The organism is Alphaproteobacteria bacterium (assembly GCA_019635875.1).
Classification (GTDB): Bacteria; Pseudomonadota; Alphaproteobacteria; order Reyranellales; family Reyranellaceae; genus JAFAZJ01.
Genome location: JAHBYP010000004.1, coordinates 158310 through 172782, shown reverse-complemented (window position 1 = coordinate 172782; position 14473 = coordinate 158310). Strand labels below are relative to the sequence as shown.

The 14473-nt window shown below is 69.1% G+C and carries 18 protein-coding genes; 13 read left to right on the top strand and 5 right to left on the bottom strand.

Going from position 1 to position 14473, the window contains the following annotated elements:
• Nucleotides 1-82 precede the first annotated feature (82 nt).
• From KF889_15580 to KF889_15570, 3 genes are all read left to right on the top strand, one after another.
• On the top strand, nucleotides 83-1000 hold the full coding sequence (locus tag KF889_15580) for a dihydrodipicolinate synthase family protein (protein MBX3500862.1): 918 nt from the start codon (nucleotides 83-85) through the stop codon (nucleotides 998-1000).
• Nucleotides 1001-1037: 37 nt separating this feature from the next.
• Nucleotides 1038-1862, top strand: a complete 825-nt coding sequence (locus KF889_15575; protein MBX3500861.1) for an IclR family transcriptional regulator — start codon at nucleotides 1038-1040, stop codon at nucleotides 1860-1862.
• Nucleotides 1863-2099: 237 nt separating this feature from the next.
• Complete coding sequence (locus KF889_15570; GenBank protein ID MBX3500860.1) at nucleotides 2100-2789, top strand: alternative oxidase; 690 nt, start codon at nucleotides 2100-2102, stop codon at nucleotides 2787-2789.
• Nucleotides 2790-2804: 15 nt separating this feature from the next.
• Here KF889_15570 and KF889_15565 read toward each other — a convergent pair whose 3' ends face one another.
• Nucleotides 2805-3692, bottom strand: coding sequence for a LysR family transcriptional regulator (locus tag KF889_15565; protein MBX3500859.1), 888 nt, complete (start codon nucleotides 3690-3692; stop codon nucleotides 2805-2807).
• Between the two features lie 143 nt (nucleotides 3693-3835).
• Between KF889_15565 and KF889_15560 the strand changes: the two genes are divergently transcribed.
• Genes KF889_15560 through KF889_15545 form a run of 4 tightly spaced genes read left to right on the top strand, consistent with a single transcriptional unit; the run spans nucleotide 3836 to nucleotide 5787 of the window.
• Nucleotides 3836-4252, top strand: a complete 417-nt coding sequence (locus KF889_15560; protein MBX3500858.1) for a cupin domain-containing protein — start codon at nucleotides 3836-3838, stop codon at nucleotides 4250-4252.
• Between the two features lie 2 nt (nucleotides 4253-4254).
• A complete protein-coding gene (locus KF889_15555) occupies nucleotides 4255-4677 on the top strand; it encodes a cupin domain-containing protein (GenBank protein ID MBX3500857.1) in 423 nt (140 codons plus the stop codon).
• A 51-nt stretch (nucleotides 4678-4728) separates the two neighbouring features.
• Nucleotides 4729-5187 (top strand): DUF3828 domain-containing protein, encoded by a 459-nt coding sequence (locus KF889_15550; GenBank protein ID MBX3500856.1) that lies wholly within the window; start codon nucleotides 4729-4731, stop codon nucleotides 5185-5187.
• An 18-nt stretch (nucleotides 5188-5205) separates the two neighbouring features.
• The gene (locus KF889_15545; GenBank protein ID MBX3500855.1) at nucleotides 5206-5787 is read left to right on the top strand and encodes a hypothetical protein; all 582 of its coding nucleotides are present in this window, start codon (nucleotides 5206-5208) and stop codon (nucleotides 5785-5787) included.
• A 119-nt stretch (nucleotides 5788-5906) separates the two neighbouring features.
• Here KF889_15545 and KF889_15540 read toward each other — a convergent pair whose 3' ends face one another.
• Nucleotides 5907-6671, bottom strand: a complete 765-nt coding sequence (locus tag KF889_15540) for an SDR family oxidoreductase (protein MBX3500854.1) — start codon at nucleotides 6669-6671, stop codon at nucleotides 5907-5909.
• Between the two features lie 125 nt (nucleotides 6672-6796).
• Between KF889_15540 and KF889_15535 the strand changes: the two genes are divergently transcribed.
• Nucleotides 6797-7972, top strand: a complete 1176-nt coding sequence (locus KF889_15535; protein MBX3500853.1) for a glycosyl hydrolase — start codon at nucleotides 6797-6799, stop codon at nucleotides 7970-7972.
• Nucleotides 7969-8229: a MoaD/ThiS family protein gene (locus KF889_15530; protein ID MBX3500852.1), complete on the top strand. Its 261-nt coding sequence runs from the start codon at nucleotides 7969-7971 to the stop codon at nucleotides 8227-8229. The genes KF889_15535 and KF889_15530 overlap by 4 nt, the downstream gene beginning before the upstream one ends.
• Nucleotides 8230-8276: 47 nt before the next feature.
• On the opposite strand, the gene KF889_15525 is transcribed toward KF889_15530, so the two are convergent.
• Entirely contained in the window at nucleotides 8277-8987 is a 711-nt protein-coding gene (locus tag KF889_15525; protein MBX3500851.1) for a hypothetical protein, read from the bottom strand.
• Nucleotides 8988-9144: 157 nt separating this feature from the next.
• Between KF889_15525 and KF889_15520 the strand changes: the two genes are divergently transcribed.
• The 3 genes from KF889_15520 (at nucleotide 9145) to KF889_15510 (ending at nucleotide 11744) form a co-directional block, all read left to right on the top strand.
• Nucleotides 9145-9381, top strand: a complete 237-nt coding sequence (locus KF889_15520) for a hypothetical protein (protein MBX3500850.1) — start codon at nucleotides 9145-9147, stop codon at nucleotides 9379-9381.
• A gap of 107 nt (nucleotides 9382-9488) precedes the next feature.
• Complete coding sequence (locus KF889_15515) at nucleotides 9489-11255, top strand: protein kinase (GenBank protein ID MBX3500849.1); 1767 nt, start codon at nucleotides 9489-9491, stop codon at nucleotides 11253-11255.
• A 15-nt stretch (nucleotides 11256-11270) separates the two neighbouring features.
• Nucleotides 11271-11744, top strand: coding sequence for a hypothetical protein (locus tag KF889_15510; GenBank protein MBX3500848.1), 474 nt, complete (start codon nucleotides 11271-11273; stop codon nucleotides 11742-11744).
• A 16-nt stretch (nucleotides 11745-11760) separates the two neighbouring features.
• Here the strand turns inward: KF889_15510 and KF889_15505 are convergent, their stop codons facing one another.
• Together KF889_15505 and KF889_15500 are read right to left on the bottom strand one after the other, a co-directional pair.
• The gene (locus KF889_15505; GenBank protein ID MBX3500847.1) at nucleotides 11761-12474 is read right to left on the bottom strand and encodes a glutathione S-transferase N-terminal domain-containing protein; all 714 of its coding nucleotides are present in this window, start codon (nucleotides 12472-12474) and stop codon (nucleotides 11761-11763) included.
• A gap of 149 nt (nucleotides 12475-12623) precedes the next feature.
• Entirely contained in the window at nucleotides 12624-12788 is a 165-nt protein-coding gene (locus KF889_15500) for a hypothetical protein (protein MBX3500846.1), read from the bottom strand.
• A 213-nt stretch (nucleotides 12789-13001) separates the two neighbouring features.
• Here KF889_15500 and KF889_15495 point away from each other — a divergent pair, with 213 nt between their 5' ends.
• Nucleotides 13002-14318 (top strand): NtaA/DmoA family FMN-dependent monooxygenase, encoded by a 1317-nt coding sequence (locus KF889_15495; GenBank protein ID MBX3500845.1) that lies wholly within the window; start codon nucleotides 13002-13004, stop codon nucleotides 14316-14318.
• Nucleotides 14319-14473 lie beyond the last annotated feature (155 nt).

Sequence of the window (14473 nt, the reverse complement as noted above, 5' to 3'; positions counted from 1 at the left end):
CTATATGCATCACCATTTGACGCCTTTGGTTGCGTGTGCATAAACTTGTCCCGATATCCAGGACAAAAGCGAGGAAACCCAGATGGCCAGACCCTTGACCGGCATCATCCCGCCCTTGGTCACGCCGTTCACTGCGGACGGTGACATCGACGAAAAGCTCCTGCGCGGCCAGGCGCGGTTCATGCTGGCCAAGGGCGTGCACGGCGTCTGCATGGGCGGCAGCACCGGCGAGGGCCACACGCTGACGCGCGACGAGCTGAAGCGCACCGTTGAGATCACCCTGGAGGAGATCGGCGACAAGATTCCCGTCGTCGCCGGCATCATCGTCAACAGCACGCGCCAGGCCCTGCTGAGCGCCAAGGACATGCAAAGCCTCGGCGGCGTCAGCGGCCTGCAGATCACGCCGGTCCATTACCTGTTCAAGCCGGATGACGAGGCCACCATGGCCCATTTCCGCGCCATCACCAGCGCGACCGACATCCCGGTCATCATCTACAACGTCATCCCCTGGAACTATCTGCGCCCCGAGCTTCTGGTCCGGCTGATGACCGAGCTGCCCGGCATCGCCGGGGTCAAGCAGAGCCAGGGCGACATGAAGCTCATGGCCGACCTGCTGCTCGCCACGCCCAAGGGCAAGGTGATCCTGAGCGCCGTCGACGCCCTGCTCTACTCCTCCTTCGCGCTCGGCGCCCACGGCACGATCGCGGCCAACCCCGCGGCGATCCCGGGCGTCACGGTGGCGCTGTGGGATGCCGTGCAGCGCGGCGACCATGCGCTGGGCCTGGAGATGCACGCCGCCATGCTGCGCTTCTGGAACACGATCGTCGGCGACAACCTGCCGGCCTGCGTCAAGTATGCCCTGACCCAGCAGGGTGCCGCGGCCGGCGTATCGCGCGCGCCCATGGCGATGCCATCGGCCGCGCAACGCGCCGCGATCGACCGCGAGCTGAAGGCGGTGCTCGCCTATGACCGATCGGGATCCGTCGCCCACGCCGCCTAGCCGTGGCTCCAGGGCGCATGGCTTGGCACGGGCGGACATGGCCGGTCATGAGGCACGCGAACCCGGAGGAGGCTTGCCGCTGAATCGTTCCGAGTCCCGCGAAGATGCCGGCCACCAGCTGAAGTCCCTGGTCAAGGTGGTCGACATCCTGGACTGCTTCTCCGGCACGGCGCGCGAGCTCTCGGTGACGGAGATCGCGCGGCGCTGCGCCATGCCCAAGAGCACGGCGCACCGCATCGTCGACAGCATGCGCCATTGCGGCCTGCTCGAGCAGGACGCGACGCGCGAGCGCTATCGGCTGGGCATCAAGCTCTTCGAGTACGGCAGCGCCGTTCTGTCGAACATGGAGCTGCAGCGGATCGCCGTTCCGTTCATCGAGGCGCTGACCAAGCGCGCCGGCGAGAGCGCGCATCTGTGCGTCTTCAACGGCAGCCACATGCTCCTGGTGCAGCGCTCCCTGCGACCCAACAGCAGCAACAACATCACGATCACCATGGAAGAGAGCGCCTGCTACTCATCGAGCGTCGGCAAGGCGGCCCTGGCGTTTCAGGGCGATGCGGTCATCCAGCGGATCATCGATGCCGGCCTGGTGCCGTTGACTGCCAACACGATCACGGACCCGGACGCGCTTCGACGGCAGCTGGGCGAGGTGCGCCAGCGCGGTTACGCGATCGACGATCGCGAGCACGAGCCGGATGTGCGCTGCGTCGGGGCGCCGATCCGCAATTCCAGCGGGCGCGTGTTCGCGGCCATCAGCCTGACGGGACCGGCGCGGCGCATGACGCTCGATCGCCTCGAAACCCTCGCGCCCCTGGTCAAGGACCACGCCGCTTCCATCTCGGCGCTGCTCGGCTTCGTCTGAGCGCTGGCCGGCTGCCACCCCGCTGCGGCCACGACGTAGCCAAGGCCTCCTAGCCAGCTGAACCGGCCACTGTCATCCCTCGCCACGCTCGGGACGACAGGCGCTTCCGGCCAAATCCCGCTTCGACCTACGCAGTTCTACTTAGGTGAGGCCCGGAATTTGACCATCGGGCGCCACCCTCTAGATAGGGCTCCGCAGCGACCGCTGGAACCTAGGTCGCGTGGAGTGGAGTTTCCAATGACCGCACCGTTCGTCGATCTCGGCGTCCGCCATCGTCCGCAGGGCCTGTCCGACCGGATCGCCTTCGGCTTCACCAAGATGCTGCGCTGGACCGCCGACACGTTCTTCGCCAAGCGCTACGGCCATCGCGCCGTCGTGCTCGAGACCGTCGCCGCCGTACCCGGCATGGTGGGCGCCACGATCAACCACCTCGCCTGCCTGCGCCGCATGTGCGACGACAAGGGCTGGATCAAGACCCTGATGGACGAGGCCGAGAACGAGCGCATGCATCTCATGACGTTCGTCGAGATCAGCAAGCCGACGCTGTTCGAGCGCGCCGTGATCATCGGCGTGCAGTGGGTCTTCTACCTGTTCTTCTTCGCGCTCTACCTGGTGAGCGCCAGGACGGCGCACCGCGTCGTCGGCTATTTCGAGGAAGAGGCGGTGATCAGCTACACCCACTACCTCCAGGAGATCGACGAGGGCCGCTCCGCCAACGTGCCGGCGCCGGCGATCGCCAGGCGCTACTGGGGTCTCGCCGACAACGCGACCCTGCGCGACGTGGTGCTGGTGGTCAGGGCCGACGAAGCGCATCACCGCGACGTCAACCACGCCTATGCCAACGAGCTGGGCGGCCTGCCGGTGGGACGGGTCGCGCCCTGCCCGCCTCACCCCGAGCTCCAGCCCACCTGGAAGCGGGCGGCCTGAGCCCCGGCCGCCGCATCATCGCCTCCGGCGCGCCTGCGGGCCATTGCCGGCCAGCAGGCCACGCTGTGCGGCGAACGTCGCCTTCATCCAGTCGATGGCCGCGCGGACATGCGCCGCGCGGCGCAGGTCGCGATGGACGACGACCCAGTAGTCGGCGGCAATCTCCTTGATTGGTGGCCTCACCCGCTCCAGCAGCGGGTGGCCGTCGCCGACGTAACAGGGCAGCACGCCACGCCCGGTGCCGGCGCGGATCGCTTCCAGATGCATCAGCATGGAAGAGGCACGCAGCGCCACCGGCTTGCCGGTTTCCTCGATCTGCCGCTGCACCCACCGGGCGGGCTCATAGTGTGCCTGCTCCCCGGTGTAGGTGACCCAACCGCTCGCCTCGGTGCCGCGACGCCGATAAACCGAGCAGGCGAAGGTGCCGGCCTTGAAGACGTAGAAGTCGCCGCTCTCCGGCGGCTCGTGGCGCAACGCCATGTCGGCCTCGCGCCGCACGAGATTCTTGTTCTGCCGCTCGTCGATCAGTTCGAGGGTGATGCCAGATGGCAGCGGCGTCGCGCCCGGCTCCGACAGGCAGCGGGCGATGAAACCGGCCGCGCACTCTCCGGCCGAGACGCGCACGGTGCCGGTCAACGCCGGAGACGCCGCCGCGCGCCGCCGCTCCAATGCCAGCACCGCGTCCTCGACGCATTCGGCTTCGGCCACCAGCTGCTCGCCGGCGGCGTTCAGCCGCAAACCCTCGGGCAGCCGGTCGAACAGGGCAGCGCCGCCGAAGGTGGCCTCGAACGCGGTCAGGCGGCGCGCGATGGTCGGCTGGCTGAGACCCAGCGACCGTCCGGCGGCGCGCATCGATCCCTGCCGCACGATGGCGAGGAACACTCGCACGTCGTCCCAATGCATCGCCGTTCTGGCACCAGTCGCCATGGAGGTGAACCGTAGCACCGCGCCGGCGCCACGAAAACGTGGCAACGATCAACGAAAGCGAAGATCACCGCCATCGACCCGGGCGCCTATGTTTCTCCCGGACCGATACGGAGAGCGACGTGGAGAGCAGGCCGCCCGTCATCATCGATCTCGACACTGTGCTCGCGACGCTCACCACGGCGCGGCGCAGCGCGCAATCAACGCCCGCCGACCGCAAGGGGAGCGTCGCGGAGTTGGCGCCCTATCGAGACGGCCTGCTGCTCGCCATCAAGGCCTCCGGCAATGACCATTGGGAAGTCCATCCCGACGATGAGCTGGTCCACATCCTGAGCGGCACCGCGATACTGGAGATCGTCTGCGATGACGGGCCACCACGTTCCTTTTCGCTGCGCGCGGGCACGATGGTGGTGGTTCCCAGGGGAGCCTGGCACCGACTTCATTCCATGCAAGACGTGACGCAGATCGCCGTTACGCCTTTCCCCGGCATGCATCTCGAGCGCGATGTCGACGACCCCAGGACCGCAGGGAGGACCTGATCATGGATGGGGCACCACCGCGCCACAGCTTGTCGCTCAAGCTGCGCTGCCGCGAGACCGACGGCAGCATCATGATGTTCGAGGGCTCGGCCCCCGTTGGTGCCAAAAGCACGCTGCACCTGCACCGCGACAGCGACGAGGTCGCCTACGTCATGCGTGGCGAGCTCACCTGCCTGATCGGCGACGACGTCACCGTTTGCGGTGCCGGCAGCACGATCTTCATGCCGCGCGGCGTGCGGCACGCCTGGAAGAGCACCGGCACCGAGACCGGTCATGTGCTGTTCCTCTACACGCCGGCGAAAGCCGGCGGCCTGATCGAGGAGCAGGAAGAGACCGGCCGCGGCTTCGGGTCGATGAGCCAGATCGAGCTGGCGGACCTGCTGCGGCGCCATGGCTGGGAGCTGTTCGGCGCCTCACCGTTGTAGCCATCTTATCGACAAGCCCTGCTAGGATGGCCCCGACAAGGGGAGACCATCATGATCGCACGCAGGACAACGGGCTTGGCGCTGGCATTGCTGCTGGCCGCGCCGCCCCTGATGGCGCAATCCGGCACGCCGCAGGCCTTCCTCGACTCGATCTACCGGGCCTACACCGAGAAGGGCTTCAAGGGCCATCCCTACAATCTGACCGAGCGCTACTTCGCCTCGCCGCTGCGCGAGGCGATGGAGAAGGACTACGCCGAGGCCAGGAAGCGCGGCGAGGTGCCGCTGCTCAACGGCGATCCCTTCATCGACGCGCAGGACTGGGAGATCGCCAATGTCGCGGTCAGCGCCTGGTCGACCGGCCCGACCACGGCGATGGGCGTCGCGACCTTCACCAACTTCGGCAAGCCGCAGCGTGTGACGCTGGAGCTGGTGTCGACGCAAGCGGGCTGGCGCATCACCGAGATCAAGGCGCCCAGCGGCTCGCTGCGCGCGATGTACAAGCTCAACTAGTCATCGGAGGACATCGACATGAGCACCGCAGACGCCAATCGCGTGATTGTCACGGGCGAGAACCCGTTCATCCGGCTGAGCGAGAAGGACGGCGATCCCGATACGACGAACGCCAGCTACTGGCGCATCCTGTTCTCGCCGGGCGGGCCGGGCCACGTGCTCTACCTCAAGAGCGAGCTGACCGAGAACCGCTGGCGCATCTATTCCGACAACATCGCCATGGCGCGCTGGCTGCAGTCGACCGTGCAGGGCATGCTGAACCCCGAGCTCAAGGACCTGTCGATCGCCGTGACCGACGCCGAGTTCAGCAAGTCGGGCGATCCACGCTACTTCTGGACCGAGCACCTGCTGGCGCGCGGCGAGGAGATCGCCCTGACCTGGCACGACATCGGCGATCCCCTGCTGATTCACACCCAGCCCAACGCCCAGCCCAACCCGCGGCCCTACGGCGTGTGCACCGTGCTGGTACCGGCGGCGGGCGCGCGCCTGACGCGCAACGGCGTGCAGGCCAAGGGTCTGGCGTGGAAGCGCGAGCGCGAAGGCCGCCCCTTCAGCACCTGCTGCCTGGCGTTCTCCGAAAGCTGGACGGAGGCGCGGTAACCCCCGTCCGTCGACGAGACCCTTCTGTCATCCCGAGCGGAGCGAGGGATCCAGATAGCTCCCTGGATCCCTCGCTCCGCTCGGGATGACAGGGTGACATGGGCTGAACGGTTCAATCCTCACACCCGGTTGATCGACACGCCACCATCGACCAGCATCGCGCTGCCGGTGGTGAAGCTCGACGCGTCGGAGGCGAGATAGAGCGCGGACTGGGCGATCTCATCCGGCCGCGCGACGCGCTTGAGCGCGTGCAGCCCGCGCACGAAGGCCTTGGTCTCCTCCGTCGAGGCGAACTCGGCGGCCATCGCCGTGTCGACGCCGCCGGGCAGCAGCGCGTTGACGCGCACGCCCTGCGCCGCGACCTCGACCGCCAGTACCTTGGTCAGGCCGATCACGCCGGCCTTCGACGCGGCATAGGCGGCCATCCCCGGCATGCCCGCGGTGTAGCCCACGAAGGACGACGTGAAGATCAGCGAGCCGCCGCCGCGCGCCAGCATCGCCGGGATCTGCTGCCGGGCAGCGAAGAACGCGCCGTCGAGGTTGGTGGCGATCACGTCGCGCCACTGCGCGGTCGTCAGCTCGGGCGCGGGCTTCAGGGTGCCGAGCGCGGCGGCGTTGTTGAAGGCGATGTCGAGGCCGCCGAACGCGCGCCTGGCCGTGGCGACGAGCTCGGCGGCAAAGCCCTCCTCGCCGATGTCGCCGGCCAGCGCCACCGCGCGTCCGCCAGCAGCGATGATCTGCCCTGCCACCCTGTCCAACGCCTCGCGGCCGCGCGCCGCCAGCACCAGCGACGCCCCCTCGCGGGCAAAGAGCCGGGCTGTCGCCTCGCCGATGCCGGCGCTGGCACCGGTGATGATCGCGACCTTTTCGCTCAACGCATTCATTGAACCGTCCTCGTCCTGTGGAGGCGCAGCTTTCGCATTTCCCGACGCCCGACCTCACTCCGCGGCTTGCGGCCAATTCCCGCCGCTTTATAATACCGTTCGGTTAACTACCTCTGAGACGACCGATGCCGCGAGCGACGAAACGGACGACCGCCCGAAGCCCGAGTCCGAAAGGCCACGTCATCCTGCTGGTCGCCACCAAGAAGGGCGCCTGGCTGCTGCACGGCGATGCCGCGCGGCGCAGCTGGCGGGCCGACGGGCCGCACTTCCTCGGCAACACGGTGCACCACGTGATGCTCGATCCACGCGATCGGCGCACGCTGTTGCTGGCGGCCAAGACCGGCCATCTCGGGCCGACCGTCTTCCGCTCGCTGGATTTCGGCAGGACATGGAAGGAGGCATCGCGGCCGCCGGCTTTCCGCAAGACCCACGAGGGCGAGAAGCAGCGCGCCGTCGATCACGTCTTCTGGCTGACGCCGGGACACGCCAGCGAACCCGGCGCCTGGTATGCCGGCTCCTCGCCGCAGGGCCTGTTCCGCAGCGAGGATGGCGGCGACAGCTGGGCGCCGGTCGCCGGCTTCAATGACCATCCGATGTACGGCAAATGGGTCGGCGACGATCAGGACGGCACGCCCGACGGACCCAAGATGCATTCCATCCTGGTCGATCCGCGCGATCCGGCGCATCTCTATATCGGCATGTCCGGCGGCGGCGTGTTCGAGTCGCGCGACACCGGCGCGAGCTGGGCGCCGCTGAACGCTGGCTGCCGCGCCGATTTCTTCCCTGACCCCTACCCCGAGTTCGGCCACGATCCGCACTGCATGCGCCTGCATCCGCTGGCGCCCGACGTGCTCTACCAGCAGAACCATTGCGGCATCTACCGGCTGGAGCGGCCATCCGACCGCTGGGAGCGCATCGGCGAGAAGATGCCGAGGAGCGTCGGCGACATCGGCTTTCCGATGGTGCTGCATCCGCGCGATCCGAAAACCGTGTGGGTCTTCCCGATGGATGGCTCCGACGTATGGCCGCGCGTCAGCGTCGCAGGCAAGGCCGCGGCCTATGTCACGCGCAACGCGGGCAAGACGTGGCAGCGCCTCGATGCCGGCCTGCCACAGTCGCAGGCCTGGTTCACCGTGCTGCGCCAGGCGATGACGGCGGACGCGCGCGATCCCGTGGGCATCTATTTCGGCACGACCACCGGCAGCATCTGGGCCAGCAGCGACGAGGGCGCGCGCTGGAGGCGCATCGCCCAGGATCTGCCGCATGTCTACGCCGTCGAGGCGGCCGAGGTCGCGGGATGAAGGTGCTGATCCCGACGCCGCTGCGCTCCTACACGCGCCAGCGCGCCGAGGTCGAGGCCGAGGGCGGCACGCTCGATGCCCTGCTGGTCGATCTCGACCGCCGCCATCCCGGCATCCGCTTCCGCATGGTCGACGAGCAGGACCGCATCCGCCGCCACATCCGCATCTTCGTCAACCGCCGGCAGGTGCGCGATCTCGGGCTGGCGCTGCACGAAGGCGACCGCGTGCAGATCCTGCAGGCGCTGAGCGGTGGCTAGGAGCCATGGCTGTCATTCCGAGCACAGCGAGGAATCCAGGCACGCCGCTAGGCAGTCCCGCCGACGATCGCCAGCAGGTCGCGTAGCTCGGCCTCGGCGTCGCGCGGGTCGGCCGCGTACTGGGCGATGACCGCCTCCAGGTGACGACGGAACATGCGCTTGGCCGTACCCAGCCGATTCTGCGCCTCCGTCGTCGAGCCGAGCCCGAGGCGCCGCGCCAGCGCGTCGTAGCCGGTCGGCTCGACGCCGTCCCGCGCCGGCCGCAGCAGTCGTTCGTCGAAGACGCTCCAGATCGCGGCCTGGCCGACCCGGGCGCATTCCACCCGCATCGCCTCGACGGCGGCGGCGATGACGCCCTGGGCCCAGACCGCGTCGAAGCCTGCTGACGGATCGTCGCCGGCGGGCACGTCGTCGGCCGCCTCGATCGGCTGGTGCCCGCCCGGCCCCGGCGAACGCCGCGCGGCGTTCGCGGCGCGATGCCGGCTGGTGCGGTAGTTCTCCAGGGTCGACAGCAGCAACGAGCGGAAGCGACCGCGCGCCGGATCGGCGCGCTCCATCAGGCGCTGCTCGAGGATCTTGTCGATCACGAAGCCGTGCAGCAGGTCGTCGGCGTCTGCGGCCGTCATTCGGCGATGGCCGGTCAGATAGCGGTGCAGGACGGGCAGGTAGAGCGCCAGCACCTGGTTGAGCGCCTGACGCCCGGCCTCGGCGCCGCCGGCGCGCCGGATCATCGACCAGTGCGTGTCAGGAAACCGCATCGCCATCCCCGGCCGCGAAGGTGGCAGACGACCGGTGGTCGATCAAGCCGAGCGAAACTTTTTCGCGCCGCCACGCAAGATCGGCCAAGGGCCCGCGTAGGACGCAGTGAACCACGACATCGGGTCGTGGTGAGAGACAGACGATCAGGAGCAGACCATGAAGACCATCCATGCGGCGCTTTCCGCCCTCGTCCTCGTGCTGGCCGTTGCCGGCAACGCCCAGGCCGAGGTTTCCCAGCGCGACCAGCAGCGCGCCGCCCAGCGGGCCTTCGAGCAGTCGGCGCGCGATCACCAGGATGTCGCGCGCGGCTGGCAGCGCTGGAAGGACGGCGCGGAGAAGGTCCGCGACGGTTCAGCGAAGGCCCTCGAAAGGCTGAACCGGCTGCGCCGCTAGCACCGCCGGCGGCGGGGCCGCCGCCAGGCGGCCCCGCTTGCGTCCCGCCGCGCCAACACATCATTGACGCCGCCTGCCGCACGCGCCCAACTGCACCGGGGGATGCCATGGGCTGGTTCAGCAAGCTTCTGCGCCGGTCGATCAACGGGCCGTCGACGGCCACCGCCCTGGTGCGGCGCGGCGCGGCGATCGACGGGCGCGACATCGTGCCGGGAACCCTGCTCGGCGACACATATCGGGTCGAAGCGGTCCTCGGCGAAGGTGCCTTCGGCCGCGTCCTGCGCTGCGTCAACGGGCGCGGCCAGCCCTGTGCGATCAAGACCCTGCGATCCGAGGTGCTGGTCGATCCCTCGATGCGCCGGCTGTTGCGCGACGAGGTGCAGCGCTGGGTCGAGCTCGGCATTCACCCGCACATCGTCAGCGCCTTCGGCCTGCTTGAGCACGCGCGGCTTCCCTGCCTGGTGATGGAGTTTCTCGACGGCTTCGAGGACCTTTCGCGCCGCATCGCCCGCGGCGCCGGCGGCTGGCGGCTCGCGGCGCGGGTTGGCGCGCAGATCGCCGCCGCCCTCGAGCATGGCCAGCGCCGCAGCGGGCTGGTGCATCGCGACATCAAGCCGGCCAACATCCTGGTCGGCGCCGCCGACCATGCCAAGCTGGGCGATTTCGGCATCTCCGTCGCCCGGCTGGTCGAGACCGACGCGCTGGCCGGCAGCCTGCTCGGCACCGTGCCCTACATGGCGCCGGAGCTGTGGCTGGCCGAGCCGCGCCACAGCGTGCAGAGCGACCTCTACGCCCTGGGCGTCGCGCTGTTCGAAACCTGCGTGCCGGGCCACCCGCTGATCGAGCGCGGCGGGTTGGCCCGCGCCGACTACGCGCGCCTGCATGCGAATGCCCCGCCGCGCAGCCCGCTGGCCGACGATCCGTCGATCCCGATGCCGCTGGCCGCCTTCATCCTGCAATGCCTGGAGAAGGAGCCGTCGCGACGCCCGGCCGATGCGGGCGCGGCCTGCGCGCGCCTGGTCGACATCTGCCGCGTCCATGCCGGCGGGTCGCCGTTGCGCGGTGCCGAGGGCACGCCGTTCGACGAGGCGCGCACCTGGGTCAACCGCTCCAGCCTGTTCCATCAGCTCGACATGGCCGACGTGGCGATCGAATACGCGCGCAACGCGCTGGAGCTCGCGCCCGACGACGCCGAGGCGATGCACGCCATGGGCAACGCCTGCGAGCTGGCCGGGCGAACCGACGAGGCGATCCGCTGGCTCGAGCGCGCCGCGGCGCTGGCCGGCGCCCACGACGTCGCCGCGCTGGGCAGCCTTGCCTTCGCCCTGGCCCGGGCCGGGCGCCGCGACGCGGCACGTGCGGCGCTGGAGCGTGCGCTGCATCGCTGCGAGCGCGGCGGCGGCTTCGCCCGGCTCGACCCGATCAGCCATCTCGTCGTCGATCTCCTCGAACCGGCGGCCGCGCTCTCGGCGTGCGATCGCATTCTCGCCGCCCAGCCCGAGGCGGCGATCACCTGGAACAATCGCAGCGTGCTGCGGCGACGGCTGAGACAGCCGGCCGAGGCGCTCGCCGATGCCGATCGCGCCCTGGCGATCAATCCGCTCTACGCCAGGGCGCTGGTCAGCCGGGCCAACGCCTGCATCGACCTGCAGCGCTTCACCGAGGCGCGCGCTGCCGCCGCGAGCGCCATCGGGCTCGATCCCGCGCTCGCCGGCGCCTATGCCGCGCACTTCGCGGCGTGCCTGGCAACGGGCGATGCGACGACAGCCGAGGCGACGCTGCGAGAGGGCCTCGCCGAGCTGCCGCAGCATCCGCTGCTGACGCGCAACCTCGAGCGGTTGGGGGCCTGGCGGCTCGATCACGGTCAAACATGACGAGGGAGGCTCAACGTGGCCCATGACTGGGAAGACGAGCGCGAGCGCATGCTGCGGGCCGCGGGCGAGGAGGATGAACCAAGGGTGGCAGCGGCGCTCGATCGCGCGGCCGTGCGGGCGCGCGCCGGCGACCTTGCCGGCGCCGCCGCGGCCCTGGGAGAGGTCAGGCGCTGGGCCGTCGAGCGCCATCTCTTCAAGTCGTGGGACGACGGCATCTGGGTCTTCTGCGGCATCATCCGCCTGGTGCGGCAGATGTCGGCCACCCCGGTGCCGGCGGCCTATCAGCGGCTGCTCGACGCGATTCCCGGTGCGCGCATCGACCAGGACATGACCCGCGCCCAGCGCAGGTTCTGGTACGGCTCGGCCGACCACGATCCCTACGGCGTGATCGGCATCGGCGGTCCGGCGCAACCCGCGCCGCTGTCGCCGGCGGCGTGGGTCGGCATTCTCGCCGCGGCAGCGGCGATCGGCTACTTCGTCTTCCGTTGAGTGCGCGCCAGGCCGCTCACGCCACCTTGTAGGCGCCGCGGCCGAAGACCTTGTCCATCGTGTCGGGATTGGCCCTGTCGACCGCCGTGACCTTGGTGCGCACCTCGTCGGTCCGCTTGACCGCGCGCTGCGCCGCCGGCCGCTCGGCGATGCGGGCCGCCCATTCGCTGAGCTTGGGATAGTCCCTGGCGACGTCGGCACCCATCAGCGTCGGAACCAGCCGCACCCACGGCCAGGTGGCGATGTCGGCGATGGTGTACTCCGCACCGCCCAGCCACGTCGTCGCCGACAGCCGGCCCTCGAGCACGTCGAGCACGCGCCTGGCCTGGGTGCGGTAGCGGTCGAGCGAGTAGTCGTTGCCCTTGGGCGCGTAGCGCGTGAAGTGCACGAACTGGCCGAACATCGGGCCGACGCCGGTCATCTGCACCATCATCCACTGCAGCGCGTCGTAGCGCGCCGCGCCGTCCTTGGGCAGGAACCGGCCGGTCTTCTCGGCCAGGTAGACCAGGATCGCGCCTGACTCGAAGACCGTGTACGGCTTGCCGCCCGGCCCGTCGCGATCGACGATCACCGGCACCTTGGCGTTGGGATTGAGCTTCCTGAACTCGTCCGAGAACTGCGAGCCGCCGAACACGTCGAGCGGCCGCACGTTGTACTCCAGCCCCATCTCCTCCAGTGCGAGATAGATCTTCACGACATTGGGGCTGCCCATGGCATAGAAGTCGATCATTGCTTGCTCCACGGGATGCAGGATGGCGCGGAGCATGCCACGCCGTTTGCTCAGGGGCGATTGACTTCGCCGGCCCAGATCAGGATGCCGAAGGCGAGCGCATTGATCGCCCGCCGGAGACCGACCAGCCCGTAGATCGTGTTCTGCCGCTACCGGACTTCGTTGCCGTACCGGCCCGCGGCGACGTCGCGGCCGAAGTCGAGGGTCGGACCGAGGCTGCCGGCGCGCGTGCCGATCCTCGCCTGGTCGCGGAGCACCGCCTCGCCCGCGCCGGTGCGCGCCAGCCGCGCGGGATACCATACCGCCAACGCCATCATTGGCCCGATCAACAGCGCGAAGCAGACGACGAGGTAGACGGTGCGGGCGACCGGGTCGGCGAGAGCGTCCCTCTTTCACCGGAGGTGAAGAGCAGCCGCAGACTACCGCGTGTCGACGACAGGCGCACGCGACGGGCCGATTCGACGGGCTGATTCGGGAACGCGTTGCGGGTAACCTGAGGCGCCGGCCGGGCCGGCCATGGAGCGCGGATGACCACGAAACCCTTCCATCTCGCCTGGTTCCTCCAGGGATCGAGCGCGCAGGCATGGGGCGAGGCCTGGACCGGCCATATCGGGCAGACCTGGATGGAGCCCGAGCTGTTCCTCAACATGGCGCGGTCGCTGGAGCGCGCCTGCTTCGACTACATCCTGCTCGAGGATTCCTCCTACGTCGGCGAGAGCTTCAACGGCTCGACCGAGATCTACCTCAAGCACGGCCTGTCGGTGCCGCGCCAGGATCCCTCGGTGATCGCCGCGCTGATGACGCAGGTGACCTCGCGCATCGGCATCGTGCCCACCTTCGGTACCTATGCCTATCACCCCTATCTGCTGGCCCGCCTGGTGGCGACGCTCGACCAGGTGTCGGGCGGCCGCATCGGCTGGAACGCAGTCACCGGCAGCTCGGATTTCGCCGCGATGAACTTCGGCATGCAGGGCATGCCCGAGCACGACCTGCGCTACGACATGGCCGACGAGTACATGCAGGTCTGCCGCGGCCTGTGGGGATCGTGGGAGCCCGGCGCGATCATCGCCGATCGCCAGAGCGGCATCCTGGTCGATCACACCAAGGTGCACGCGCTGAACCACAGCGGCCGCTTCTACAGCACACGTGGTCCGCTGAACTCGGGCCCGGCGCCACAGGGCCAGCCGGTGATCGCCCAGGCCGGCGGCTCGCCACGCGGTCGCAGATTCGCCGCCACCCACGCCGACACCATCGTCGTGCACGCCAAGGGCATCGAGGCGATGAAGGCCTATCGCGAGGACGTGCACCGGAACATGGTGGCGCAGGGCCGCAAGCCGTCGGACTGCAAGGTCCTCTTCCTGATCAACCCGATCATCGGCGAGAGCGAGGACGAGGCCAAGGAGCGCCGCAAGCGGCGCCAGGCGATCGCGCTGGAGCGAATAGAGGAGCGCCTGGCGCATTTCGGCAAGGTCACCAACATCGATTTCGGCCAGTTCGACCTCGACAAGCCGCTGCCCGACCACGTGACGACCAACGGCCACCAGCAGAACCTCGAGAACTACCGCAAGATCGCCAACGGCCGCTCGATTCGCGAGACCATGGCGAGCTTCAACGCCGTCGACTATTCGGTCGAGCTCACCGGCACGCCCGACTCGGTCGCCGCGCGCATGGGCGAAGTGATGCAGGAGGTCGGCGGCGACGGCTATCTGTTCGCCATGCCCAACGTCCATCGCCGCACCCTGGCCGAGATCGAGGACGGGCTGGTCCCTGCCCTGCAGGACCGCGGCCTGGTGCGCAAGGCCTACGAGCACAAGCAGTTCCGCGACAACCTGCTCGCGTTCTGATCAGGCCAGCTTGCCTGCGCCCTCAGGCGACGGCCTTCGGCCGCACCGGGGCGGGGAAGTTAGGTGTGTGAGGACCGGTGCTTGTCGTTGAGCGTGTTGACCGGTTGCCGGTCGGCACGTTGATGCGTTGCGGATAATGGAACACCCCAGCAATA